Here is a 25,933-nt window from a genome sequence, read left to right on the forward strand (position 1 = left end):
TTCAGGCCACCTCTTCGGGCGCCGCATAAGATCCGTCTTCCTGGTGCACTTCCCGGCCCGTAACGGGCGGGTTGAATACGCAGGCCATGACGAGTTCTTCTTCGGCGCGAAGCGTGTGGCGATCATGTTCGTTCAGGGCATACATGGTGCCCGGCTTGATCGGGTGGGTCTCACCCGTCTTGAGATCGGTGATCGAGCCCTTGCCCTGAATGCAGTAGACGCTTTCAAAATGGTTCTTGTACTCGAACGTGTGTTCACTGCCGCCTTCAAGGAAGGTGATGTGGAACGAGAAACCCATCCCGTCATCGGCCAGAAGCATCCGCACGGATGTCCACTTGGCATCCGAAACCGAGTTCCCGTTCTTCACCACATCGTCGAAATCTCTTACAATCATCGTTTTACTCCGCTGCCACTTTTGTCTGCACCGTTACGTCGCGGGCGGCATCCAGCAGGATGTTCAGACCCTTGCGCAACGTCTCTTCGGGGATGGTCAGGGGCGCAAGCACCTTGACCACTTCGTCATCCGCGCCCGAGGTCTCGATGATGAGGCCCTTCTCAAAGGCACGGGCACAGATTGCGCTCGCGGTCTCGCCGCCGCCGACATCGACGCCCTGCATCATGCCGCGGCCCTTGAGGCGCGCACCCGGCACGATCTCGGCGATCGCCTGCAATCCGGTGGTGAGGATAGCAGACTTGTGCTGCACATCGTTCTGGAAACCGTCATCGGCCCAGAACTTCTCGAGTGCGACGCGACCCGTGACGAATGCATGGGTATTGCCACGGAAGGTGCCGTTGTGCTCGGCGGGCTTCCAGATGTCGTGCTCGGGCTTGATCAGCAGTGCCGCAAACGGCAGGCCAAAGCCCGACAGCGATTTCGCCTGGGTGATCATGTCGGGCACGATGCCCGCCGACTCGAAGGCGAAATAGGTGCCGGTACGCCCGCAACCCGACTGGATGTCGTCGACGATCAGCAATGCGCCATGCTTCTTGGCGATGCGGGCAACGCCGCGCATCCATTCATCCGACGCGGCATTCAGGCCGCCCTCGCCCTGCACGGGTTCAAAGATGAACGCGGCCGGGGCATCGACGCCGGACGAAGAATTGTCGAGCATCATCTCGAGATAGGCCAGCGTATCGGTATCGTCGCCAAAGGCGCCCTCGAACGGCATATGGGTCACGTCCGACAGCGAACCGCCGCCTGCTCCGCCACGCTTGCCGGTATTGCCGGTCAGCGACAGCGCGCCCATGGTCATGCCGTGGAAGCCGTTGGTGAAGGCCACGATATTGCGGCGGCCGGTCACCTTGCGGGCCAGCTTCATCGCCGCCTCGACGGCGTTGGTGCCGGTGGGTCCAGTCATCATGACCTTGTAGTCCATACCGCGCGGCTTGAGGATGTTGTCCTCATAGGCCTTGAGGAAGCGGGCTTTCTCATGGGTATACATGTCAAGGCCATGCGCGATGCCGTCATCAGCAATGTGCGCGATCAGCGCCTCTTTCATGTCGGGGTCGTTGTGCCCGTAGTTGAGCGACGAACACCCCGCCAGGAAGTCGATATAGGTCTTGTCGTCAGCGCCGGTCATTTCCGCGCCGCTGGCTTTGGTGAACACCGTCTCGAAGCTGCGGCAATAGCTGCGCGCTTCCGATTCACGGCGGTTGAAGATTTCAAGTTCGGCTGACATGTCAGTCGACATAGCGTTTCCTTTGTCTGGGAGAGTTGAAGGCTGGCGCGCTTTCGCAGGCGTTCAGGCGGCGCGCTTCAGCACTTCGGCGAATTCGATTGTGACCATGTGCTCGGTCGCGTGGCGGCCGTCGAAATGGTCGTCCCGCTTGAAGTAGGGTTGGCTTTTCAGCTTGCCGCCGATCGCCTTCGAGAACCGCCCGAACAGGGCCCAGGATGCATCATTGTCGATGGTGATCGTGGTCTGCAGGCGGCGAACGCCCTCGCACTCCTCGCGCTTGGCCAGTTCTTTGAGCATCTTCGAGCCAAGTCCACGCCCGCGTGCCTTTTTCGAAACGGCAACCTGCCAGACGAAAAGCGTTTCTTCGTCGTCGGGCAGAACATAGGCCGAAATCCAGCCCACCGGCTCACCGTCAATCTCGGCGAGAATGCAGGTGTCGGCGAAGTGATCGCATTGAATCAGGTTGCAATACATCGAGTTCTCGTCAAGCGGATGGCAGGACGAAATCAGGTCCCAAATCGCGGAGCCATCTTCGCGAGCGGGCTTGCGAAAGGTGATCTTCGGTTTTGATCCTTCAATAGAGTGCACGGCTTCTGATCCCTTGTTGTTTGATGTACTAAGTATATTGGTTCGGCCGTCGATTTCAACTGCCTAAGTAATATTTTGCGCTATATGCGTCATTTCGCGCCTATTCCAATTTGTTTCCTTAGTATTATATAAGGATCATGAGACAGATAGTTAGTAAAGAAAAGCAAACTACTTCACGGATTGCGGATTTTCACAAAACCGCTAGATTGGATCGGTCTGGAACGGAGATCGATGTGGACCGCACGGATATCAGCCTGATTGCCCTGCGCCGCATCCTGCGGGCCACGGAGATGTATTCGCGCAACCTCGCGCGCGATGCGGGGCTGACGGCAGTGCAGTTGCGGGTGCTTCAGATCGTGGCCGAAAAGGGCCATGCGACCCCGACCGAGCTCTCACAGCGCATGGGCGTCACCCAGGCGACCATTTCGGCACTGATCAAGAAGCTCGAGGCCAAGGGTCTTCTTACCCGCCGTCAATCCCAGCAGGATCGCCGTCAGACCCGGCTTGAAATCACGTCCGAAGGCGTGGCCAAGGTTCATTCCGCCCCCGACGCGCTGCAACAGCGCTATGTCAAGCAGTTCGAATCGCTTGATGACTGGGAGCAGGCGATGATCGTCGCGGTGCTGGAGCGGGTCTCGACCATGCTCGATGCCGAGGAGATCGACGCCTCCCCAGTGCTGGCGGTGGGCGAGATCGACCGCTCGCACTGATCGCGTGATCCGCGCCTAGCGGATTTCGGGATCGGCGCTGCTTCTGCCCCAATCCGGCTCGAACCCCAGAACCACCGTATCGGGTGGCATCTGCGGGTTGAAAAGCCCGTTATGCGCCATCGTGGCCTGGTGCAGCAGGTTATGCGGTGCCAGCCGCCAGACCTTGCAGGTCAGATCGAAGCGCTGCGCATAGGCATCGAACAGCAACCGGCATTCGCCGCTCTCGTGGATCTGTGCGGCGCCGGGCGAGCCGGGCGGGAAGGTCGCGGTCAGAATGTCGGAAAATTCCTCGGCCCTCTGGTAATAGGCAGAGGACAGGAACCGGATCGCCTGATCGCGGATCTGCGCGGGGTCGTTGGTCTTGGCCGCCATGTGCAGCAACTCGGGCGTCACCGAATAACCCGGCGCCTTGTTCATCACCGTGATGACATGGCCCAGCGGCTCTGCCTGTCCCGTCAGCAGGACCGCGGGCATGATCGCATCGTCGGGCCGCCCCTCGCTTTCGCGCATCGCCATCTGGCGCACGCGGCATTGCCATTTCATGAACGCCTTGCGCAGCGGATGATCCGAGAAGGTCTGCCCGAACTGGGTCGCCAATGAACTCATGCGACGCTCCTCTTCGGTTGGGTCAGGGTATAGGGCCAGTCGGCCCGCAGGCTGGGTATGCGCGCCTCTGCACGCGCGACGTCGTCAAGGTCGATGCGGGCCTGCACCAGTCCCGGCAGGGTGCCGCCGTCGCTGATCACCTCACCCCAGGGGCTGACGACAAGCGAATGGCCATAGGTCTCCCCGCCTCCGGGCACCGGCCCGATGGCACAGGCCGACACCATGAAACGGGTGCATTCGATCGCCCGGGCGCGGTTCAGCACATGCCAATGCGCCTCGCCGGTGCGTTTGGTAAAGGCTGCAGGACAGAGCAGGATGTCCGCCCCGCCCTGCGCCAGGCTGCGGAAGAGGTTGGCAAACCGCAGGTCGTAACAGATCGAGTGGCCGATCCGGCAGAATGGCGTGTCATGGATGACCGCACGGCTGCCGGGGGTGACATGGGCGCTTTCGCGGTAGGTCTCGGTCGCTGAAAGCTGGATGTCGAACAGATGGATCTTGTCATAGCGACCCCTGATCTGCCCGTGATCGTCCAGCATCAGGCCGCGGTTGATGATCCGCCCGTCCGGCCCATCGACGGCGATCGAGCCGATATTGACCCAGACCTTTCGCTGCGCCGCGAAATCCCGCATCCGCATCAGGAACGGATGGCTTGCCTCGGGCGCCGAGGGCGGCACCAGCGCGCCGTTGTCGCTGCGAAGTCCGCCGCAGTATTCCGGCAGGAACAGGATATCCGCCCCCGCCTTGGCCGCAGCTTCGGCCAGGGGCAACGCCTCGTCGAGGGCCGATGCGAAATCGGGCATCGGCCGTGTCTGAAGGCAAGCGATATCAAGCGGACGCGCCATGTCGTTCAGAATTTCATATAGGCCTTGCGCAATGCAACCAGCGGGTGGCGGTCCGACATCTGGAACTTGATCAGAAGCTCGCGCGCGATCATGTCCCGGTCCTGCTGGTTGTCCGGCAGTTCGATACTGTCGGGCACCCGCACCCAGCCGTTGTTGTTGCGGTCGAACACCGCCGGGGCACCTTCCTCATAGCCCATATGGACATCTTCGAGCCAGTTCAGGTCGTCCCAGCCCATGACCTCCATGTATTGCTCGAGGAACGGTGTGATCCGCTCGTAATCGGGGACGAGGTTCACATCATAGCGATAGCCGATATGCTGCCCGATCTCCTTTTCGCGCTCGGATTCCAGCCCCGCTGAATCCTTCAGAAACTGGTCGACATCCTTGATTTCAGAGCCGCGATACTGTGTTCCAGCCATTGTCTTTCTCCTGTCCTCATGCCGTGCCGTGGCCCGGCCTGCGGTGTTGGTCCTTGGCATGGCGGGGTTGCCCCCGCCCTGCCCTCAGAAGTGGTGGTAATCCTCGACGCCCACGGTGTGGTTCGTGCCCGCCAGCGGCACGCCCGCCATTGCCGACGCTTCCATTGTCAGCGCGGCCAGGTCCTCGGGCTCGAGCGAATGGATATAGGTCTTGCCGCATGCGCGCGCGAAGAGCTGCGCCTCGATGGTCAGCGTATGCAGGAAGTTGTAGACACGCTCGGCCGCGGCATCCGGGTCCAGACGTTCGCGCAGCTTGGGATCCTGCGTCGCCACGCCCACCGGGCAGCGGCCCGTGTGGCAATGATAGCAGTAGCCCGGCTCGACGCCCATCTCCTCCTGGAAGTTGGCCTCGGGGATGTCCTTGTTGCAGTTGAGCGCCATCATCGCCGAATGGCCGATGGCGATGGCATCCGCGCCCAGCGCGATCGCCTTGGCCACGTCGGCGCCGTTGCGGATACCACCGGCATAGACCAGGCTGATCTCGCCGCGCTTGCCAAGGTCGTCGATCGCCTTGCGGGCCTGCCGGATTGCGGCCATCCCCGGCACGCCGGTGTCTTCGGTGGCAAGGTGCGGGCCTGCACCGGTGCCGCCTTCCATGCCGTCGATATAGATCGTGTCGGGATCGCATTTCACCGCCATGCGCACATCGTCATAAACCCGCGCCGCGCCCAGCTTCAGCTGAATCGGAATCTGCCAGTCCGTCGCCTCTCGGATCTCCTGTATCTTCAGCGCCAGGTCATCCGGCCCCAGCCAGTCTGGGTGACGCGCCGGCGAGCGCTGGTCAATGCCCGCAGGCAAGCTGCGCATCTCGGCCACCTGGTCGGTGACCTTCTGACCCATCAGGTGCCCGCCCAGACCCACTTTGCAGCCCTGGCCGATGAAGAACTCACAGCCATCCGCCAGCACCAGGTGATGCGGGTTGAAGCCATAGCGCGACTGGATGCACTGGTAGAACCATTTGGAACTGTAGCGCCGCTCGTCGGGGATCATCCCGCCCTCGCCCGAGCAGGTCGCGGTGCCCGCCATCGTGGCGCCGCGCGCCAGCGCGGTCTTCGCTTCGTAGCTCAGCGCGCCAAAGCTCATGCCGGTGATATAGACCGGGATATCCAGCTCCAGCGGGCGCTTGGCACGCGGGCCCAGGATGGTCTTGGTCTCGCATTTCTCGCGGTAACCTTCGATCACGAACCGCGTCAGCGTGCCCGGCAGGAAGGTCAGGTCATCCCAATGCGGGATCTTCTTGAACAGCGAGAACCCCCGCATCCGGTAACGGCCAAGCTCGGCCTTGATATGGATGTCGTCCATGACGCGCGGCGGGAAGATGAATGAATCACCCAGCCGGTAGGTATCGCGCTCAAGGGGCTTTTTCTTGGGCAGGTCGCCATCAGCCATGTGTCTGTTCCTTTTTCGTTGCAATGGAAGGCGCGGGGCGCCGCTCCGTTACAGAATGAGTTTCTTTTCGGACGGTTCGAGGTTGTCGTAGTTCCACAGCTGCTTGCCTGCGACGACCTTGGTGAAATGATCCACGCCCTTGTCGGGCATCAGCCCGTATTGGGTCAGCTTGCGGGTCAGCCATTGCCGATCCAGGTCGGTCAGTTCGGCCTCGATGGCATCGACCCCGAGTGAGCGGATCTCGCCGCCCACGAAGATCGTGCCGTCATACATCGAGTCGCCGAGGTTCTTGCCGGCATTGCCGCAGACGACCATGCGCCCGCGCTGCATCATGAACCCGCTCAGTGCCCCGGTGTCGCCGCCCACGATGATCGTGCCGCCCTTCTGGTCGATGCCGGTGCGCGACCCGACCGAGCCGCGGCACACAAGATCGCCGCCGCGCATCGCCGCGCCAAAGGTCGAACCCGCGTTCTTTTCGATGACGACGGTGCCCGCCATCATGTTCTCGCCGCAGGACCAGCCCACGCGCCCGGTGATGCGCACGTTCGGCCCGTCGATCAGCCCGATGGCGAAGTAACCGCAGGACCCGTCGACGATCAGGTTCAGCTTGTTCAGGATTCCCACGCCAAGACTGTGCTTGCCGCGCGGGTTCTTCAGCACGATGGTGCCGTAGCCCTCTTTCATCCTCTCGCGGATCGCGTTGTTCACTTCGGTCGTGCTCAGCGCATCGGTGTCGATCTCGGTGCGTTTGTTGAAATCGACATCGTGGGACCAGGGATAGGTGTAGCGCTCGCTCGCCTCGGGATCGAACTCGATATAGAGCGACTTGCCCGTCAGCTGTTCGGTGGTCATCCCAAGCGCCTTGGCGCGCTCGTCCTGGCTCATCTGCTTCAGGTCTTCGTCGGTCATGCTTGCCATACCCGAACCTCCTCGTCGTAAGGGTCAGTCGTGTCGATCTCTTCGGGAAGGATGGCGCGGATCGCCACCTCTTCCGAAGCCATCGCGATCAGGTCGTCGGATTCGTAAAGAACCAGCGGTTTCGCGGCCATCGTGTCCTTGGCCATGCCCAGCTGGTCCTTGGTGGCGACCAGATAGGTGAACACGCCGTCGATCTCGTCGATGGATTGCCGCAGACTGTCCTCGAGCGAGATGCCATTGGACAGGTTATGCGCCGTGTAGACTGCCAGCAGCTCGCTGTCGCAATTCGACATGAAGCGATGGCCCTTGCGCTCCATCTCGCGGCGCATGATCCAGTAATTGGTGATCTGGCCGTTATGGACGACGCTGACGTCATTATAGGGGAAGGCCCAGTAAGGGTGCGCCGACTTGATGTCGACATCGGATTCCGTCGCCATCCGGGTATGGCCGATGCCATGCGTGCCCTTGAAATCCTTGAGCCCGTACATCTCGGAAACCACGGTCGCGTCGCCGAGGTCCTTGATCAGCTCCAGCCCGTTGCCCATCGACAGGATCTCGACGCCTTCGACCTCCTCGATGGATTTGGCCATGTCGCCGGTGTTGCCCGCATGGGACAGCACATAGCGCAGGGCGTATTCGGTGACCGCGTCGCGCGATTTCACCTTGGCGCCGGCATCTTCCATGATCTCTTCGACATCCGCGATGCGGGTCTCGATGAGCTTGTGAATGCCGCGGCCCTTGCCCATATCCTCGGCCTCGGCCACCTTCAGGCGCATCACGTAATCGCCTTCGGTGGGTTCGCCGTAAACGGCATAGCCGGTGCTGTCGGGGCCCCGGTGTTTCAGGGCCTGGAGCATCGCGGTCATTTCGGACCCGACATTCGCGCTCTTGCCCTTGTGGATCAATCCAGCAATTCCGCACATCTTGAATGCGCCTCCTCAGTTTAACGGTCTAGAGAGGCGGCAGGCATGACGCGCCTGCCGCCAGGACAGGAATGCCTCAGGGCAGGCATTCCATGTACATTTCGTTGTCCCATTCGGTGACGGTGGACATGAACCGCGCGAACTCGTCGCGCTTGTATTCCTCATAAAGGCGATACATCTCGCCGGGCATGCCGCGCTTGACGACCTCGTCCTCGGCAAGCTTGTCCAGCGCCTCTCCCAGCGACATCGGCAGTTTCTTCACGTCCTTGCCATCGGCCATCGCCTCGTAGATGTTGCGCTCTTCGGGCTTGCCGGGATCGAGGCTGTTTTCCAGCCCGTCATCCATCGCCGCCAGCAGGGTTGCGCCCATCAGGTAGGGGTTCACCATCGAGTCGACCGAACGGTATTCGAACCGCCCCGGTGCCGAGACGCGCAGGCCCGTTGTGCGGTTCTGGAAACCCCAGTCGCTGAACACCGGCGCCCAGAACCCCGTATCCCACAACCGGCGATAGGAATTCACCGTGGAGCAGCCGATCGCGGTCAGCGCCTGAAGGTGATGCACCACGCCGCCGATCGCCTTCAGACCCTCCTTGCCGGGCATCTGCGGATCGTCCGTGTCGGGCATGAAGGTGTTCTCGCCGCCCTTCACATACATGTAGTTGTCGGCCATGCCGGGCAGGTTGTCGGGATCATTGCCGCATTTGACGAATTCGTCCTTGCCGCCATGCCACAGGCTCATGTTGTGGTGACAGCCCGATGCCGACACCCCCATGAAGGGCTTGGTCATGAAACAGGCAAAGATTCCCTGTTCGCGCGCCACCTGCGCACAGATCTGGCGATAGGTGGTCAGACGGTCGGCATTGCGCAGCACGTCGTCGAACATCCAGTTCAGCTCAAGCTGCCCCGGCGCGTCCTCGTGATCGCCCTGGATCATGTCCAGACCCATCTTGCGGGCATAGCGGATCACCTGAAGCGACACCGGGCGCAGGCTCTCGAACTGGTCGATGTGATAGCAATAGGGCTTCGAGAACCCGTCCTTCGGCTTGCCGTTCTCGTCGAACTTCAGCCACATCATCTCGGGCTCGGTGCCGATGCGCAGCTGCGTGCCGTGTTTCTTGGTGAATTCCTCGTGCAGACGGCGCAGGTTGCCACGGCTATCGGCGGTCAGGAAGCCGCCGGGGTTTTCCTTTTCCTCGCGGTTGCGGAACAGCGTGCAATAGAAGCGGCCGATCTCGGGTGCCCAGGGCAGCTGCATGAAGGTCTCGGGCTCAGGAATGCCGATCAGTTCGGCGGCCTCGGGGCCATAGCCCAGGTAATCCCCCGCCCGGTTCAGGAACAGGTTCATCGTCGCGCCATAGACCAGCTGAAAGCCCTTCTTGGCCACTTGCTCCCAATGGTCGGCGGGAATGCCCTTGCCCATGATCTTGCCGGTCACGGACACGAACTGAAGATAGAGATACTCGATCCCCAGCTCGTCGATCTTCTTGCGGACTTCCTTGATCTTCTCGTCGCGCCCCGGCGCTTCCACGAATTTCTCGAGATCTGTCTCAGCCACTTTCAACTCTCCCTGGTGATTGTGCCGCGGCCGGGTCTTGTGCCCGTCTTTGCGGCCGAATGACGCTCAGTTCCTCACAATCGGGCAGCCCGGTGCGGGGCGGAGCCCCCCGTTCCGATCCCGTCAAAACACGCGGACCATTGCGGGGCGGTGTTTTCACCCGGTGCAAATTTGGATTGCCTCCGCTTTCCCGATGCGGGCGCGAACCCTTGCCCGCCAAACCGGGCGATCAGGGCCGCAAACTGTTGTTTTCCAGCATCATGAAACGTCATGTCGCATCTATCCCAGTCTTTGCCTGCCGCCGGGAACACACTATGTGTCACGCCGATTGGTGGAGCTGTTGGTCTGAGTTTCCGAAGCCCAGCCCAAAAGTCAACCACTTTTGATCCAATGGTGCTTAATTCGGTGGAATATCGCATCAAATGGTCTATAATTGGTCTAGAAAAGAGGTAAATGATGAACGTTTCCGCAGACCAGAAACTTGGCGCCGCCGATATTGCAGCGCTGATCCGGCGCGAAATCTCGAAGGGGAGCCTGCAACTGCACGACCGCCTCCCGCCGGAACGGGTGCTGTCAGACAGTTATGGCGCGGCCCGCGGAACCGTACGCAAGGCCCTGACGCGCCTCGAAAAAGAAGGGTTCGTCGAAACCCGGCCCGGCAGCGGCACATATGTGGTCCACCAGCCCGACGACAACTCCGCCAGCGCGATCGAACACGCCACGCCGCTGGAACTCATGGATGCCCGATTCGCGCTCGAACCGCATATTTGCCGGCTTTCGGTCCTGCATGGCCGCCAATCCGATTTCGACCGGATGGAGGAGCTTTGCAACCGGATGGAAGACTGCCTGGACGACCCGGTAGCGTTTTCCGACGCCGATACCGATTTCCACCGCGCGCTGGTGGAATGCACCCGCAACGGGCTTCTGATCTGGATCATCGACCAGATCGCGACCGTGCGCAGCGAAGACGACTGGACGCGGATGCGCCACCTGACGCTGGATAGGCGCACCATCGCCACCTACAACACCCAGCACCGCCAGATCCTGAACGCGATCCGCACCCGCGAACCCGAACGCGCCGCCAATATCATGAAGGAACATCTGGAAACCGCGCGCCTGTCGCTGACCCGCGCCTCGGATACCTGATCCCGGACATTTCGATTGATGTCGAAATGATTTGACGTCTGTGTTTGATTTCTATATTTCTCGAAATATGGAAAACTTGCCCGCGCTTAGCCCCGACCTCACCGAAACCAACCTCGCCATGACAGCGTCGGCCTTCGCCGCACTTGGCTCGGAGCAGCGCCTTGCGGTGCTGCGCTGCCTGGTGCGGGCGGGGCCGGAGGGGCTCAGCATCGGGGGGCTGGGCGAACGAAGCGGCGTGACCGGATCGACCTTGACCCATCACATGAAAATCCTGACGCAGGCGGGTCTTGTGCGCCAGCAACGCCAGGGGCGCTCGATCATCTGCGCCGCCGTCGCCTATCCCGAACTTTCGGCGCTCGCGAATTTCCTGTTGCGCGAATGCTGCGCCGATGCACCTGCTGCTTGCGAGGACCAGGACCATGGCTGAAACCACCTCCATTCAACCAGGTCACCTCTGGTCGCGCATCGACAAGGCTTGGCTGATCCTGGCGCTGACCCTTGTGGCGCTCGCCATTCTCGACCCGGCACAACTCTGGCCCACGCTGACATTTGCCGCCGGGGCTCTCTGGCACACGGCGCCGTTCATCGCCTTTGCCGTGCTGGCCGTCGCCTGGCTCAAGGCCACCGGCGCCGAGCGCCTCCTTGCGCGCGCCTTTGAAGGCAGCCAGGCGCGTATGGTCCTGATCGCCGCGCTGATAGGCGGGCTTGCGCCTTTCTGTTCCTGCGAGGTGATTCCCTTCATCGCCGCGATGCTGGCGCTTGGTGCGCCTCTGGGGGCGGTCATGGCGTTCTGGCTGGCATCGCCGCTCATGGATCCCGCGATGTTCCTGATTACCTCGGGAACACTCGGCTGGAATTTCGCGATCGCCAAGACCATCGCCGCGATCTCGACCGGCCTCCTGGGCGGGTTCGCAACATTGTTGCTGGCGCGCTCCGCACTTTTCGCCGACCCGTTGCGCGCGCAGCCGGGTTCCGGCGGTTGCTGCAGCTCCCAAAAGCCCTTTGAAGGCGCTCCCGTCTGGCGGTTCTGGCGCGAAGCAGCGCGCCGCGACACCTTTCGCGTCACCGCGCTGAGCAATGCCGCGTTCCTGCTTAAATGGCTGGCGCTGGCCTATGTCGTCGAGGCCCTGATGCTGGAATACGTCCCGGCCGAGACCGTCGCCGGGGTCCTGGGCGGCACCGGGATCAAGCCGATCGTTCTGGGTGCGCTGGTCGGGGCGCCTGCCTATCTGAACGGCTATGCGGCGGTTCCGATGGTGGACGCCCTGCTGGCGCAGGGCATGAGCAACGGCGCGGCCATGAGTTTCGTGATAGCCGGCGGCGTCAGCTGCATTCCCGCCGCGATCGCCGTCTGGGCGCTGGTGAAGCCGCGTATCTTCTTCGCTTACCTTGCTTTCGCGATGACTGGCGCGCTACTGGCGGGCATTGCCTGGCAGGCCATCGCCTGAACCGCCTCATTGCACACCAAATTTGGCTCGAAAATATTCGTGAACCGGCATAAAAATGCCCTGTTTCGCTGTAACAAGACAGCGCGATCCGGCATAATGCCATGAACGTATCGAGTGACGCCTCGACGAAGTCCCCATAAAAGAGGACGAGGCAAGAGCAGCATCGGAGCGACCTGGATGCTCGAATTCGACAATGTGAGCAAGTCCTTCTGGACAGGCACGCAGCGCAAGGTGATCCTTGACCGCGTGTCGTTTCGTGTCGAACTGGGAAAGTCGCTTGGCATCCTCGCCCCCAATGGCACCGGCAAGACGACCCTGATCAACATGATGGCCGGGCTCGAAAAACCGGACGAGGGCGAAATCCGCCGTGGCTGCCGCATCAGCTTTCCGCTTGGCTTCATGGGGGGCGTGATCTCGAAAATCTCGGCGATGGAAAACGCGCGCTACATCGCGCGGCTCTATGGGCTCGACCCCGATTACATCGAGGCATATTGCCGTTGGATGTGCAATCTCGGCGAATATTTCGACCAGCCGCTCGGCACCTACTCATCCGGCATGCGCGCGCGCTTCGCGTTTTCACTGATGCTGGCGCTCGATTTCGACATGTATCTGATCGACGAGGGCATGCCCAGTTCGACCGATGTCGAGTTCAACCGCAAGGCCGGCGATATCCTGCGCGAAAGACTGCGCACCACCACGGTCGTGATCGTCTCGCACAGTCCCGAAGTTCTTGAAAAATTCGCACACTCCGCCGCTGTTCTGATGGGCGGAAAGCTGTATATGTTCGATACCTTGGAAGAGGCAAAGCAACTCTATGACTACGAAACCCAAGGCTAGGAAGTTCCGCATCCGGCGCAACCCCAATGCGCCGCAGGATCATGCCCCCGTCGAACACGGCCAGACCCAGGCCGCGCCCGAACCGCTGCGCGAGGGTCAAATCAGTTCAGCACGCGAGACCGCCGCCTCGCAGAATATCGAAGACATCCGCAAGGAAGGGCTGACCGGGCGCGAATTGCGCATGGCCCGCCGCATGGCACAAAAGCACGGGCTGGCGCCGACATCGGATTTCGACGCGGTCCGCCTGTTGCGCGCCAAGGGCATTGATCCGTTCCAGCGCGGCAACATGCTGGAACTGGTCGCCGGCGACGGCGGTCGCGGCGGCTCAGGTGGCGGGTCGGGCGGCAATGCCCTGACCACCACGCCTGAACCCGGTGATCCGCGGCGCGTGCAGCTTCCCCAGACCGTGCCGGTCGGGCAACAGACCCTACCCTCGACCGATCTCAGCCCGGCGGATCGCCGCGCCGATGAAATCTCGCGTATTCAGCGCGACATCGCCAAACGCCGGCGGCGCAAGCTGATCTTGCTGTTCTCGCGCCTCACCGCCTTCGTGTTCCTGCCGACACTGATCGCAGGCTATTACTATTACGCCGTCGCCACGCCGATGTATTCCACCAAGTCCGAATTCCTGATCCTGACCGCCGACGGCTCGGGCGGCTCGATGGGCGGGCTTGGAGGGCTTATCCCCAGCCAGTTCGCCACCGGGCAGGATTCCATCGCAACGCAGTCCTACCTGCAATCCAAGGACGCGATGCTGCGCCTCGACAAGGACGTGGGCTTTCGCGCGCATTTCAGCCAGGACTGGATCGACCCGATCCAGCGCCTTGCGCCCGATGCCTCGACCGAGGACGCCTACAAGCTCTACAAGAAATACGTGAAGCTGGGCTACGACCCGACCGAGGGCGTCATCCGGATGGAACTTGCCACCGCCGACCCCGAGGTTTCGGCGCAGTTCTCCGAGAAGCTGATCGACTACGCCGAAGAGCGCGTCGATCACCTCAGCGCCGAGAAACGCCTCGACGCGGTCCGCACGGCCGAGCAAAGCCTTGCACAAGCCAAGCAACAGCGCAGCGACGCCCAGCGCCAGCTTGTCGAATTGCAAGAAGGGTCGATTCTGGACCCCGAGGGCGAGATCGCCAATATCCGTTCGCTGATCGGCTCGGCTGAACTGCAGCTTCAGGAAAAGCAACTGGCCCTCAATACGCAGCTCAGCAACGCGCGTCCCAACCAGGCGCGCGTCGAAGCCCTGCGCGGTGAAATCGAGGGGCTCGAGGCCGAATTGCGCAAGCAGAACGCGCGCCTGACCGATGCGACCGCGGGGTCTTCATCGCTGGCCGCTCAGGCGGCGGCGATCCAGATCGCTCAGGCTGATCTCGCGACCGCCGACATGGTTCTGCAATCCGCGCTGGAATCCAAACGCCTGTCGGAAATCGAAGCCAACAAGCAGGTCCGCTACCTGACTGTCAGCGTAAATCCGGTGCCCTCGGAGGATCCCTCCTATCCGCGCTCCTTCGAGAACACCGTGCTTGCCTTCCTGATCTTCGCCGGTATCTACATGATGATATCTCTCACCGCTTCCATCCTTCGTGAACAGGTCTCGTCTTGACCATGACCCATGTCGATCTCCCGGGGCTCAGCGTCGGCAACGACCAGCCCCTGACCCTTATCGCCGGTCCCTGCCAGCTTGAATCGGCGGATCACGCCCAGATGATCGCCGGCAGCCTCAAGGAAAGCTGCGCGGCGCTTGGCATCGGGCTGATCTTCAAGGGCAGCTTCGACAAGGCCAACCGCACATCGCTTTCGGGCAAGCGCGGTCTTGGCATGGATGAGGGGCTCAAGGTGTTGCAGTCGGTCAAGGACAGCCTCGGGCTCCCGGTGTTGACCGATATCCACCTGCCCGAACAATGCGCCCCCGTGGCCGACGTGGCCGACGTGCTGCAGATCCCGGCATTCCTCTGCCGTCAGACCGACCTGCTGATCGCCGCCGGAGAAACCGGCGCGGCGATCAACGTCAAGAAGGGTCAGTTCCTGGCGCCCTGGGACATGCCCAATGTGATCTCCAAGATCGAAAGCACCGGCAATCGCCGCATCCTCCTGACCGAACGCGGCACCTCGTTCGGCTACAACACCCTTGTCGCCGACATGCGCGCCTTGCCGCAGATGGCCGCCACCGGCTATCCGGTGGTGATGGACGCCACTCACAGCGTGCAACAACCGGGCGGCCAGGGCGGCAGTTCTGGCGGCCAGCGTGAATTCGCCCCGGTCATGGCCCGCGCCGCCGTGTCGCTTGGCGTGGCCGCCGTGTTCATCGAAACCCACGAAGCCCCCGACACCGCGCCTTCGGACGGACCCAACATGATACCGCTCGATGAGATGCGCGCGCTGCTTGGGGTTCTCAAGGCGCTCGACGATGTCGCCAAGGCAAACCCGGTCGCTCTCTGACCCCGATTCATTCCCGATAACGAGCCTCATATAATGACCAGACCCCTGCCGACCTGCACGCCCAATACCTGGGAATTCCTGCGCGACGCGATGATCGCGCCCACGGGATTTCGCGAATATGACGCGCGCTGGAAATATCCCGACGAGATCAACCTGCCAGGTATGACCGCGCTTGGCCTCGGCCTCGGCACCCAGATGCAGCGCCGCGGCATCCGCCCCGAAATCGCAGTCGGCAACGATTACCGCGACTATTCCCTGGCGATCAAACAGGCGCTCATCATCGGGTTGATGCAGGCAGGCATCCGCGTGCGCGATATCGGCCCGGCCCTCAGCCCGATGGCCTATTTCGCCCAGTTCCACCTTGATGCGCCCGCCGTGGCAATGGTCACAGCCAGCCACAATCCCAACGGCTGGACCGGGGTAAAGATGGGCTTTGAACGCCCGTTGACCCACGGCCCCGACGAGATGGCCGAACTGCGCGACATCGTGCTGAACGGCGAAGGCGAGCCGCGCGAAGGCGGCTCTTATGAATTCGTCGATGGCGTGCGCGAGGCGTATCTCGACGACCTCGTCGGCGATTTCAAGATGTCGCGCAAGCTGCGCGTTGTCTGCGCCACCGGCAACGGCACCGCCGCGGCCTTCGCCCCCGAACTGTTCGAGCGCATCGGCGTCGAGGTGATCCCCTCGCATAACGAGCTCGACTACACATTCCCCCATTACAACCCGAACCCCGAAGCGATGGAAATGCTGCATGACATGGCCGATTCCGTGCGCGCTACGGGGGCGGACTTCGCGCTTGGCTTCGATGGCGACGGCGACCGCTGCGGCGTGGTCGACGACGAGGGCGAGGAAATCTTCGCCGACAAGATGGGCGTCATCATGGCCCGCGACCTTTCCGGGATCTACCCGAACTCCACCTTCGTCGCGGATGTGAAGTCGACCGGCCTCTTCGCCTCGGACCCTGAATTGCAGAAGAACGGCGTCACCGCGGATTACTGGAAAACCGGCCATTCCCACATGAAACGCCGGGTCAAGGAGATCGGCGCGCTGGCTGGCTTCGAGAAATCGGGCCACTACTTCCTGGCCGAGCCCATCGGGCGTGGCTATGATTGCGGAATGCGCGTGGCAGTCGAGATATGCAAGCTGATGGATCGCAACCCCGATGCCTCGATGTCCGACCTGCGCCGCGCCCTGCCGCAGACATGGTCGACGCCGACCATGTCGCCCTGGTGCGCCGACACCGAGAAATACGAGGTGCTGGACCGCATCGTCGCGCGGCTGGTCGCCAAGGCCGAGGCCGGTGAACGCATCGCCGGTCGCCCGGTCAAGGAGGTGGTCACCGTCAACGGCGCCCGCGTGATCCTCGATAACGGCTCATGGGGGCTGGTGCGCGCCAGCTCGAACACGCCCAACCTTGTGGTGGTCTGCGAAAGCAGCGAAAGCGAAGCCGAGATGCGCGCGATCTTCGCCGACCTCGATACGGTGATCCGCACCGAGCCTTCGGTCGGGGACTATGATCAGCGAATCTGAGGCGCGCGGCGCGGTTGCTAAATCGCCGCCGCGTTAACACTTCATAAACCGCGCGGGCGTAAGTCTTGGTTAACCGAGATTAACCAGACAGGAACATGCCGATGGTCGCGCGCGCCTACACGGTGGCCTTCGAGGGAATCCGCGCACGGCAGGTCGAAGTGCAATGCGCGATCAGCCCCGGCCTGCCCGCCTTTTCGCTTGTCGGTCTGCCCGACAAGGCCGTGACCGAAGCCCGCGACCGTGTGCGCGCCGCGCTCAGCTCGATGGCCATCGCCCTGCCCTCGAAACGGATCACCGTCAATCTCAGCCCCGCCGACCTGCCCAAGGAGGGCAGCCATTTCGACCTGCCTATCGCCCTTGCGCTTCTGGCGGCGCTGGAAATCATCCCCGCCGACGCGGTCGAAGGCACCTGCTCGCTCGGAGAACTCTCGCTCGATGGCACGCTGATCCCGGTGATCGGCGCCCTGCCCGCCGCGATGGCCGCCGCCGAGGACGAGCGCACCCTGCTCTGCCCAAGGGCCTCTGGCGCCGAGGCGGCATGGGTCGGCGCCGCACAGGTGATCGGTGCCGCCAGCCTTGCCGATGTGGTGCGCCACTATACCGGCCAGTCACCGCTTGTCCCCGCCGAACCCGGCGAAGTCACCACCGATGCCACTGGGCGCGACCTTCTGGATGTGAAGGGGCAGGAGCGCGCCAAGCGGGCGCTGGAAATCGCCGCCGCCGGACGCCACCACCTGATGATGGTCGGCACACCGGGGTCCGGCAAATCCATGCTGGCGGCGCGCCTGCCCGGCATCCTGCCACCCCTGACCGCAGCCGAGGCGCTGGAAACCTCGATGATCCATTCGCTGGCGGGGCTTCTGGACGAGGGCGGCATCAACCGTACGCGGCCTTTTCGCGAGCCGCATCACACCGCCTCAATGGCCGCCATCGTCGGCGGCGGGCGACGTGCCGGGCCGGGGGAAATCAGTCTTGCGCATAACGGCGTTCTGTTCATGGACGAATTCCCCGAGTTCGCCCGCACCGTGCTGGAGACCCTGCGCCAGCCCGTCGAAACGGGCGAGGTCATGGTCGCGCGCGCCAATGCGCATGTGAAATACCCCTGCCGATTCATGCTCGTCGCCGCCGCCAACCCTTGCAAATGTGGCTACCTCCCGGACCCGGCGCGTGCCTGCAGCCGAGCGCCCCAATGCGGCGAGGATTACATGGGCCGTATTTCGGGACCGCTGATGGACCGTTTCGACCTGCGCGTCGAGGTGCCGCCCGTGACCTTCACCGACCTCGACCTGCCCGCCTCGGGCGACAGTTCAGCCACCGTTGCCACCCGCGTCGCCGAGGCGCGCGCGCTTCAGGCGCGCCGCTTTGCCGATGCGGAGCGCACGCGGCTCAATGCCGATGCCGAGGGCGAGATACTGGAGCAGGTGGCCACCCCCGATGCCGAGGGGCGCGCGTTGATCAACCGCGTGGCCGAGCGGTTCGGCCTGTCTGCGCGCGGCTATCACCGGGTGTTGCGCGTGGCGCGCACCATCGCCGATCTCGACCATTGCGAAAACGTGCGCCGCCCGCATGTGGCCGAGGCCGTCAGCTATCGCCTTGCGGTCGGGAAAGAGACCTGATCCACCCGGCCACCTCTTCGAGCGTGCGGCACGCTTCGGGCAGCAGCGGCCCGAAAATCGGCCAGACATGGGGCAGATCGCGCGCGATCACCTCGGTCACACGCACCCCGTCCGCACGCAGCCGCGCCGCCATCCGGCGCGTATCATCCAGCAGGATCTCGGTATCGCCCGCCGCAATCCAGACCGGCGGCGCGCCGCGGAACCCGGCAAAAAGCGGCGACACGCGCGGGTCGCGCGGATCGCTCTCGCGCAGATACATCCGCGCCAGTTCGCCCGCGCGGGCAACCGGCAGCATCACTTCGGCATCTGCGTTCGACGCCATGCTGTCGCCCGAAAAAGTCATGTCGGTCAGCGGCGAAAAGCAGAAGACCCCGCGCGGGCGGCGCAGCCCGTGGCGCAGGATCTCGGCCAGCAGCGCCAGCGCCAGGCCACCCCCGGCGCTGTCGCCGCCGATGATCACCTCGCGCTCGGCACTGAGCTCGATATAGACCGCAAGCGCATCCTCCAGCGCCGCCGGAAAGGCATGTTCCGGGGCAAGACGGTAATCCGGCAGGCAGGCGGCAAGCCCGCTTAGCCCCGACAGGCGCGCCAGCATCGCGCGATGGCTGCGCGACGAGCCGAACACATAGCCACCGCCATGCAGATACAAGATCACCGCGCCGGCCTTGCCCGCGGACACATCCTTTCCGAGCGCCCAGCACACCGGCACGCCGTCCAGCACCTCTTTGGAAAAATGGCTGCCGCGCGGCGGTCGAAACCAGAACCGCGCCTTGCGTTCAAACCCCGCGCGCAGCGCCACCGGATCATCGGCCCGCGCCAGGAACCGCTTTTCCACCAGTCGCAGACCGAGATTCAGGATATGCCGACGCAGGCTCACGCGCGTTTCGCCTCGATCGCCTCCCAGATCATCGCGGCCACGTTGATCCCGTCGAACCGCTCCAGTTCCTGGATGCCGGTGGGCGAGGTCACGTTGATCTCGGTCAGGTAGTCGCCGATCACGTCGATACCGACGAAAACCTGCCCCTTCTCACGCAGAAGCGGCCCGATCGTGGCGCATATCTCGCGGTCGCGATCATTCAGCGCGACCTTCTCGGGGCGCCCGCCGACATGCATGTTGGACCGGGTTTCGCCCTGCGCCGGAATGCGGTTGATCGCGCCCACAGCTTCGCCATCGACCAGGATCACCCGCTTGTCGCCATTCTTGATCTCGGGCAGGTATTTCTGCACGATCAGCGGCTCACGGCTGAACCCGGTGAAAAGCTCGTGGAGCGAGCTGAGGTTGCGGTCGGATTCCGAGAGGTGAAACACCCCCGCGCCGCCATTGCCGTAAAGCGGCTTCAGGATCACATCGCCATGACGGTCCTTGAACGCGCGAATCGTCGCCAGATCGCGGGCGATTGCAGTGGGCGGCATCAGCTGCGGAAAATCCAGCACCAGCAGTTTTTCAGGGAAATTGCGCACCCAGAACGGGTCATTCACCACCAGCGTGCCGGGCATGACGCGCTGCAACAAATGGGTCGTCGTGATGTAGTGCATGTCGAACGGCGGATCCTGGCGCAGCCAGACCACGTCGAATTCGCTCAGGTCGGCCTCGCGCGGCTCGCCAAGGCTAAAATGGTCGCCCTTGACGCGCCGCACTTCCAGCGGACATCCCCGTGCCGTCACGCGCCCTTCGACATAGGCCAGCGCATCGGGCGTGTAATAGAACAGTTCATGCCCGCGCGCCTGCGCCTCTTCGGCGATGCGAAAGGTGCTGTCGGCATTGATATCGACCGGTGCGATCGGGTCCATCTGAAAGGCGATCTTCATGGGGCTCCCCCGGCGTGTTTGCGTCCCGCCCTAAATGGGGCATGCCGCCGCCAATCGCAAATCAGAAATGACCGAACGCGTTCTCGATGATCTCTGTGGCCCCGCGCTGATCGACCACCGCAAGGTCGAATCGCACCTCGGCCAGTTGGCCTGCAGGCACATTCCCGAGGTATTCCGCCGCCGCCGCATGTATACGCCTGACCTGCACCGGGCGCAGCCGCGCGATCGCCGCGTCGAAACTGCGCGCCGCCTTCACCTCGCAGAACACGATCACCGCGCCCTCGCGCAGGATCAGGTCGATCTCGCCGCCCTCTCCCCGCCACCGGGTTTCCAAGAGGTCCGCACCGCGACGGTCATAGCAGGCCGCAACGCTGCGTTCCGCCGCCATCCCGGATTGCCAGGCCCTGAGACCGCGATCGGCGCGCTGCCTGCGCCATGACGCATCCGCATCCACCTGCCGAACATCCGTTCCCACCGTCATGATCCCGAATCCCCTGTCGAGTCCTGCGAAAGCTGCAAAGCACGCTGATAGACCTGCCGCCGCTTCAGCCCCAGTTCTGCCGAGACCGCATCCGCCGCATCGCGCACCGAATGCACCTTCAATGCCTCAGCCAACCGCATTTCTAAATCCGATTCGCGAATATTTGGTAAACGCCCGCGATCCACCAGGACCACGATCTCGCCCTTCAGGCTACGCGCGGCGCAAGCCTCGGCCAGCTCGTCGAGCGTGCCGCGCATGACCTCCTCGAATTTCTTGGTCAGCTCCCGGCAGAGCGCCGCCCGCCGCTCACCCCCGAGAACCTGCGCCGCGTCGCGCAGCATCGCCGCCGCCCGCTTTGGCGATTCGTAGAAGATCAGCGTCCCCGGCACCGCCTCCAGCGCCTTGAGCGCGGATTTCCGCCGCCCCGAGGCATTGGGCAGGAAGCCCGCGAAGAAGAAGTAATCGGTCGGCAACCCGGCCACGGTCAGCGCCGCGATCACCGCCGACGGGCCCGGCGCCGAGATCAGCGCATGGCCCTCAGCCACTGCCGCGCGCGCCAGGTCATAGCCCGGATCGGCCACCATCGGCGTGCCCGCCTCGGACGCGTAGACCACCGACTTCCCCTCTGCGAGCGCCGCCAGCAGGCGCGGGCGCATTTTTTCGCCATTGTGATCGTGATAGGCGAGCACCGGCCTGTCCCCCGGTGAAATCCCGTGGATACCCATCAGCTTGCGCAGGCTGCGGGTATCCTCGGCGGCGATCACGTCCGCCGCGCCCAGAATATCGAGCGTGCGCAGCGTTATGTCGCGCGCCGTCCCGATCGGGGTCGCCACAAGGTATAGCCCCGGCGCCAGGCTCTGCTGTTTCGGATTCACCACTGGACCCGCCTCTCATGACGTTTATTATCGATCCTGAATATCGCAACGGGGCAGACCCCGCCGCAAACTCAGGGAGTGACGTGATCCATGTTCGCCGTTTTGTCTTCCGCCCGCAAGGCGCCGGGCCGTATCGCCATTCTTCTGGCCGCGCTCTGGCTCAGCGCATGCCAACCGGTCGCCACCACGGGCGGCGGCGGCCAACCGATCAATCCCTCCCAGCCGGTCGCGGTGGCGCTGTTGCTGCCGCATGGCTCTGCCGTGCCCCAGGAACAACGCCTGGCCCGTGATCTCGAGAACGCGGCCCGCATGGCCGCTTCGGACATGAGCGGCGTGCAGATCGACCTGCGGGTCTACGGCACCGCCGGTCAGGCCGCGCAGGCCCGCACCGCAGCGCTCAATGCGGTGACGGACGGCGCGAGCATCATCATCGGCCCGCTGCACGCCGAATCGGCCAATGCCGTCGCGGTCGCAGTGGCCGACCGTGGCATCAACGTGCTGACCTTCTCGAACAACAGCACCATCGCGGGCGGCAACCTGTTCGTGCTGGGCCAGACCTTCGACAACACCGCCAACCGGCTGGTGGGCTACGCCACCCGCAGCGGCAAGAGCCGCATCATGGCGGTCTATTCCGACAACCTCGCGGGTCAGTTGGGCCGCCAGGCCATCGAACAGGCCGCAGCCCGCAACGGCGCCACCATCGCGGGCAGCATCGGCTACACGTTCTCGCAGCAGGGCGTCGTCTCGGCCGTGCCCCGAATCCGCGATGCGGCCCGCGAGAACAATGCCGACGCGATCTTCCTGACCGCCAACACCGCGGGCGCGCTGCCGCTCTTTTCGCAAATGCTGCCCGAGGCGGGGCTGAGCACCGACACCATCCAGTATATGGGCCTCAGCCGTTGGGATACGCCACCGCAGACGCTCGAACTGCCGGGTGTCCAGGGGGGGTGGTTCGCCCTGCCCGACCCGCAACGCAGCGCCCAGTTCAAAAGCCGGTTCCAGGCCGCCTATGGCAGCGCACCGCATGATCTGGCGGGGCTTGCGTATGACGGCATCGCCGCCGTCGGCGCGCTCGCGAAATCCGGCGATCGCAACGCGCTCAGCCGTGGCTCGCTGACCCAGAGTGCCGGCTTCCAGGGGGTCAACGGTGTCTTCCGCCTGCGCCCCGACGGCACCAACGAACGCGGCCTTGCGGTGGCGACGATCCGCGACCAGCAGGTCGTGGTGATCGACCCTGCACCACGGGGCTTCGGCGGCGCGGGCTTCTAGGGCCGCGCGAAAGGACCGGATGAAAGACGCGATCTCAAGCCCGGACGACCTGATCCGCCCGGCCGGGGACATCTTCGACAAGAGCGCCATCGAGGCGCGTCTCGCCGAGGCCCTGGCCGCGGCCGACGGCGACACCATGACCCTGCGCCGCGCGGCCGTAACCGTGCTCTCCGACGCCCTCGCGAAAGGCCGCGAGGCCATCGCCGCGGGGTTCAGCGATCATCCCTTCGCCGCCCGTGCCACTGTGCGCGCCTACAGCTGGCTGACCGATTGCATCATTCTCAGCGCGCTTGACGTGGCCCAACACCACCTCCATCCGCTGGCCACGCCCACCAGCTCCGAAAGCATCGCCGTCTTCGCGGTCGGCGGCTACGGGCGGGGCGAAATGGCGCCGCAATCGGATGTCGATCTGCTGTTCCTCACCCCCTACAAGATCACCCCCTGGGCCGAGAGCGTCATCGAATCGATGCTCTACATGCTGTGGGATCTCAAGATGAAGGTCGGACATGCCAGCCGCACCATCCGCGACTGCCTGCGCCTTGGCGGCGAGGATTTCACCATCCGGACCTCGCTGCTCGAACACCGTTTCCTCGCGGGCGACCGCCAATTGGCCGACCATTTCAAGAAGCGCCTGTGGCACGAGCTGTTCGAGGGCTCCGAGCGCGAGTTCATCGAGGCCAAGCTGGAAGAGCGCGACGCCCGCCATGAAAAACAGGGCGGCCAGCGTTACATGGTCGAACCCAATGTCAAAGAGGGCAAGGGCGGGCTGCGCGACCTGCAATCACTGTTCTGGATCGCCAAGTACCTGCACCGCGTCGACAGTGCCGCCGAACTGGTGAATGTCGGCATGTTCACCGAAGACGAGTTCGACACCTTCGCCACCGCCGAGAATTTCCTCTGGGCGGTGCGCTGCCATATCCACCTGCTCACCAACCGGCCCACCGATCAGCTGACCTTCGACCTTCAGGTCGAGGTGGCCGAACGCATGGGTTATACCGATACCGCCGGTCGGCGCGCGGTCGAGGTGTTCATGCAGGAATATTTCCGCCACGCCACCGCCGTCGGGGACCTGACACGGATCTTCCTGACCAAGCTGGAAGCGGCGCATGTGAAATCCGAACCGCTTCTGCAACGGATCTTCCGGCGCAAACGCAAGCTCAAGGCTGGCTATGAAGAGGTCCACGGCCGCCTTGCCATCGTCGACGAGGACGCCTTCCTCTCGGACCCGCTCAATATTCTGCGCCTCTTCGAGGAAGGCTTGCGCACCGGGCTCCTGATCCACCCGGACGCCATGCGCCTCGTGACCGCCCATCTGGAGCTCATCGACGACGATTTTCGCAATGACCCCAAGGCGCGCAAGCTGTTCCTCGATCTCTTGCTGAAACACGGCAATCCCGAACGCGCGCTCAGGCGGATGAACGAGCTGGGCGTGCTCTCGGCGGTCATCCCCGAATTCGAGCCCATCGTCGCGCTGATGCAGTTCAACATGTATCACAGCTACACGGTGGACGAGCACACCATCCAGTGCATCTCGAACCTGGCGCAGATCGAACGCGGCGAACTGGTTGAAAACCTGCCGCTGTCCTCCTCGATCCTCGAGGAAGGCGTGAACCGGCGCGTGCTATACGTGGCGCTGCTGCTGCATGACATCGGCAAGGGGCGAGACGAGGACCATTCCATCGTCGGCGCCCGGATCGCACGCAAGGTCGCACCCCGCCTCGGGCTGAAGCCCAAGGAGGTGGATACCGTCGAATGGCTGGTGCGCTATCACCTCCTGATGTCGGACATGGCCCAGAAGCGCGACATCGCCGATCCGCGCACTGTGCGCGACTTCGCCAAGGCCGTGCAGACCAAGGAACGGCTCGACCTGCTCTGCGTGCTGACCGTCTGCGATATCCGCGGCGTCGGGCCGAATACCTGGAACAACTGGAAAGCCTCGCTTCTGCGCGCGCTGTATCGCCAGACCCGGCGCGCGATGGAAGGCGGGCTAGAGGATCTCAACAGGGAACAGCGCGGTTCGGACGCCAAGCGCAACCTGCGCGACGCGCTCGACGATTGGCCCGCCCGCGATCTCAAGCACGAGACCGCCCGCCACTACCCGCCCTACTGGCAGGGGCTGCATGTCACCGCGCATGTCGTCTTTGCGCGGCTGCTGCGTGACCTCTCCGAAGACGAGATCGCCATCGACCTTTCGATCGACGAGGACCGCGACGCCACCCGCGCCTGTTTCGCGCTGGCCGATCATCCGGGCATCTTCTCGCGGCTGGCCGGCGCACTGGCGCTGGTCGGCGCCAATGTGGTGGACGCGCGCACCTATACGTCAAAGGACGGGTTCGCCACCGCCGCCTTCTGGATCCAGGATTCCGACGGCCACCCCTACGAGGCCGCCCGCCTGCCGCGCCTGCGCGACATGATCCGCAAGACCCTCAAGGGCGAAGTGGTCGCGGCGCAGGCGATCCGTTCGCGCGACAAGATCAAGAAACGCGAACGCGCCTTCAAGGTGCCCACCCACATCACCTTCGACAACGAAGGCTCGGAAATCTACACCATCATCGAGGTCGATACCCGCGACCGCCCCGGCCTGCTCTACGATCTGACCCGGACGCTGGCCGACAGCAACGTCTATATCAACTCGGCGGTGATCGCGACGTACGGCGAACAGGTGGTCGATACGTTCTACGTGAAGGACATGTTCGGCCTCAAGTTCCACTCCGAACCCAAGCGCCAGGCGCTGGAGCGCAAACTGCGCCGCGCCATCACCGAAGGCGCGGAACGCGCCGTGACCTGACCA

General features: G+C 63.5%; 25 protein-coding genes. 11 read left to right on the plus strand and 14 right to left on the minus strand.

The window, feature by feature from the left end; translation table 11 throughout:
- Position 1 precedes the first annotated feature (1 nt).
- From ROH8110_RS08055 to ectA, 3 genes are read right to left on the minus strand one after another with little or no spacing between them, the layout of a single operon-like run.
- A complete protein-coding gene (locus tag ROH8110_RS08055) occupies positions 2-394 on the minus strand; it encodes an ectoine synthase (protein WP_085817255.1) in 393 nt (130 codons plus the stop codon).
- 4 nt (positions 395-398) lie between these two features.
- Positions 399-1,691, minus strand: a complete 1,293-nt coding sequence (ectB, locus tag ROH8110_RS08060; RefSeq protein ID WP_085817256.1) for a diaminobutyrate--2-oxoglutarate transaminase — start codon at positions 1,689-1,691, stop codon at positions 399-401.
- 51 nt (positions 1,692-1,742) lie between these two features.
- Complete coding sequence (ectA, locus tag ROH8110_RS08065) at positions 1,743-2,267, minus strand: diaminobutyrate acetyltransferase (protein ID WP_121143679.1); 525 nt, start codon at positions 2,265-2,267, stop codon at positions 1,743-1,745.
- Between the two features lie 233 nt (positions 2,268-2,500).
- Here ectA and ROH8110_RS08070 point away from each other — a divergent pair, with 233 nt between their 5' ends.
- Complete coding sequence (locus ROH8110_RS08070; RefSeq protein WP_370738116.1) at positions 2,501-2,977, plus strand: MarR family winged helix-turn-helix transcriptional regulator; 477 nt, start codon at positions 2,501-2,503, stop codon at positions 2,975-2,977.
- Positions 2,978-2,992: 15 nt separating this feature from the next.
- Here the strand turns inward: ROH8110_RS08070 and ROH8110_RS08075 are convergent, their stop codons facing one another.
- The 7 genes from ROH8110_RS08075 to ROH8110_RS08105 form a co-directional block, all read right to left on the minus strand.
- Positions 2,993-3,583 carry a hypothetical protein gene (locus tag ROH8110_RS08075; RefSeq protein ID WP_085817258.1) on the minus strand — a complete coding sequence of 197 codons (591 nt, stop codon included), beginning with the start codon at positions 3,581-3,583 and terminating at the stop codon, positions 2,993-2,995.
- Positions 3,580-4,425, minus strand: coding sequence for a nitrilase-related carbon-nitrogen hydrolase (locus tag ROH8110_RS08080; RefSeq protein WP_085817259.1), 846 nt, complete (start codon positions 4,423-4,425; stop codon positions 3,580-3,582). The genes ROH8110_RS08075 and ROH8110_RS08080 overlap by 4 nt, the downstream gene beginning before the upstream one ends.
- A gap of 5 nt (positions 4,426-4,430) precedes the next feature.
- A complete protein-coding gene (locus tag ROH8110_RS08085) occupies positions 4,431-4,844 on the minus strand; it encodes a hypothetical protein (RefSeq protein ID WP_085817260.1) in 414 nt (137 codons plus the stop codon).
- 84 nt (positions 4,845-4,928) lie between these two features.
- Positions 4,929-6,293, minus strand: coding sequence for an FMN-binding glutamate synthase family protein (locus ROH8110_RS08090; RefSeq protein WP_085817261.1), 1,365 nt, complete (start codon positions 6,291-6,293; stop codon positions 4,929-4,931).
- A 48-nt stretch (positions 6,294-6,341) separates the two neighbouring features.
- The gene (locus ROH8110_RS08095; RefSeq protein ID WP_085817262.1) at positions 6,342-7,211 is read right to left on the minus strand and encodes a GltB/FmdC/FwdC-like GXGXG domain-containing protein; all 870 of its coding nucleotides are present in this window, start codon (positions 7,209-7,211) and stop codon (positions 6,342-6,344) included.
- Positions 7,199-8,134, minus strand: a complete 936-nt coding sequence (locus ROH8110_RS08100) for a class II glutamine amidotransferase domain-containing protein (protein ID WP_085817263.1) — start codon at positions 8,132-8,134, stop codon at positions 7,199-7,201. Before ROH8110_RS08100 ends, ROH8110_RS08095 begins: the two co-directional genes overlap by 13 nt.
- Positions 8,135-8,210: 76 nt before the next feature.
- Positions 8,211-9,689: a glutamine synthetase family protein gene (locus ROH8110_RS08105; protein WP_085817264.1), complete on the minus strand. Its 1,479-nt coding sequence runs from the start codon at positions 9,687-9,689 to the stop codon at positions 8,211-8,213.
- Positions 9,690-10,145: 456 nt separating this feature from the next.
- Between ROH8110_RS08105 and ROH8110_RS08110 the strand changes: the two genes are divergently transcribed.
- From ROH8110_RS08110 to ROH8110_RS08145, 8 genes are all read left to right on the plus strand, one after another.
- On the plus strand, positions 10,146-10,835 hold the full coding sequence (locus ROH8110_RS08110) for a FadR/GntR family transcriptional regulator (protein ID WP_085817803.1): 690 nt from the start codon (positions 10,146-10,148) through the stop codon (positions 10,833-10,835).
- 67 nt (positions 10,836-10,902) lie between these two features.
- Entirely contained in the window at positions 10,903-11,262 is a 360-nt protein-coding gene (locus ROH8110_RS08115; RefSeq protein WP_085817265.1) for an ArsR/SmtB family transcription factor, read from the plus strand.
- Positions 11,255-12,283 (plus strand): permease, encoded by a 1,029-nt coding sequence (locus ROH8110_RS08120; RefSeq protein WP_085817266.1) that lies wholly within the window; start codon positions 11,255-11,257, stop codon positions 12,281-12,283. The genes ROH8110_RS08115 and ROH8110_RS08120 overlap by 8 nt, the downstream gene beginning before the upstream one ends.
- A 177-nt stretch (positions 12,284-12,460) precedes the next feature.
- Positions 12,461-13,120, plus strand: coding sequence for an ABC transporter ATP-binding protein (locus tag ROH8110_RS08125; protein WP_085817267.1), 660 nt, complete (start codon positions 12,461-12,463; stop codon positions 13,118-13,120).
- Entirely contained in the window at positions 13,098-14,726 is a 1,629-nt protein-coding gene (locus ROH8110_RS08130; protein ID WP_085817268.1) for a KpsE/RkpR family capsule polysaccharide export protein, read from the plus strand. Before ROH8110_RS08125 ends, ROH8110_RS08130 begins: the two co-directional genes overlap by 23 nt.
- Positions 14,727-14,728: 2 nt before the next feature.
- Positions 14,729-15,562, plus strand: coding sequence for a 3-deoxy-8-phosphooctulonate synthase (gene kdsA, locus ROH8110_RS08135; RefSeq protein WP_085817269.1), 834 nt, complete (start codon positions 14,729-14,731; stop codon positions 15,560-15,562).
- Positions 15,563-15,595: 33 nt separating this feature from the next.
- Positions 15,596-17,092 (plus strand): phosphomannomutase/phosphoglucomutase, encoded by a 1,497-nt coding sequence (locus ROH8110_RS08140; protein ID WP_085817270.1) that lies wholly within the window; start codon positions 15,596-15,598, stop codon positions 17,090-17,092.
- A gap of 101 nt (positions 17,093-17,193) precedes the next feature.
- Complete coding sequence (locus ROH8110_RS08145; RefSeq protein WP_085817804.1) at positions 17,194-18,708, plus strand: YifB family Mg chelatase-like AAA ATPase; 1,515 nt, start codon at positions 17,194-17,196, stop codon at positions 18,706-18,708.
- On the opposite strand, the gene ROH8110_RS08150 is transcribed toward ROH8110_RS08145, so the two are convergent.
- The 4 genes from ROH8110_RS08150 to rsmI all read right to left on the minus strand — a co-directional run bounded on the left by ROH8110_RS08150 (position 18,674) and on the right by rsmI (position 21,876).
- The gene (locus ROH8110_RS08150; protein WP_085817271.1) at positions 18,674-19,585 is read right to left on the minus strand and encodes an alpha/beta hydrolase; all 912 of its coding nucleotides are present in this window, start codon (positions 19,583-19,585) and stop codon (positions 18,674-18,676) included. The genes ROH8110_RS08145 and ROH8110_RS08150 overlap by 35 nt on opposite strands.
- Complete coding sequence (gene gshB, locus ROH8110_RS08155) at positions 19,582-20,517, minus strand: glutathione synthase (protein WP_085817272.1); 936 nt, start codon at positions 20,515-20,517, stop codon at positions 19,582-19,584. Before gshB ends, ROH8110_RS08150 begins: the two co-directional genes overlap by 4 nt.
- 61 nt (positions 20,518-20,578) lie before the next feature.
- Entirely contained in the window at positions 20,579-20,998 is a 420-nt protein-coding gene (locus ROH8110_RS08160; RefSeq protein ID WP_085817273.1) for a YraN family protein, read from the minus strand.
- Entirely contained in the window at positions 20,995-21,876 is an 882-nt protein-coding gene (gene rsmI / locus ROH8110_RS08165; protein ID WP_245962814.1) for a 16S rRNA (cytidine(1402)-2'-O)-methyltransferase, read from the minus strand. Before rsmI ends, ROH8110_RS08160 begins: the two co-directional genes overlap by 4 nt.
- Before the next feature lie 87 nt (positions 21,877-21,963).
- Between rsmI and ROH8110_RS08170 the strand changes: the two genes are divergently transcribed.
- Both ROH8110_RS08170 and ROH8110_RS08175 read left to right on the plus strand, forming a co-directional pair.
- Entirely contained in the window at positions 21,964-23,142 is a 1,179-nt protein-coding gene (locus ROH8110_RS08170; protein ID WP_085817274.1) for a penicillin-binding protein activator, read from the plus strand.
- A gap of 19 nt (positions 23,143-23,161) precedes the next feature.
- Positions 23,162-25,930 carry a [protein-PII] uridylyltransferase gene (locus ROH8110_RS08175; protein WP_085817275.1) on the plus strand — a complete coding sequence of 923 codons (2,769 nt, stop codon included), beginning with the start codon at positions 23,162-23,164 and terminating at the stop codon, positions 25,928-25,930.
- Positions 25,931-25,933: the final 3 nt, after the last annotated feature.

It is taken from the genome of Roseovarius halotolerans (genome assembly GCF_900172255.1).
Taxonomy (GTDB): Bacteria; Pseudomonadota; Alphaproteobacteria; order Rhodobacterales; family Rhodobacteraceae; genus Roseovarius; species Roseovarius halotolerans.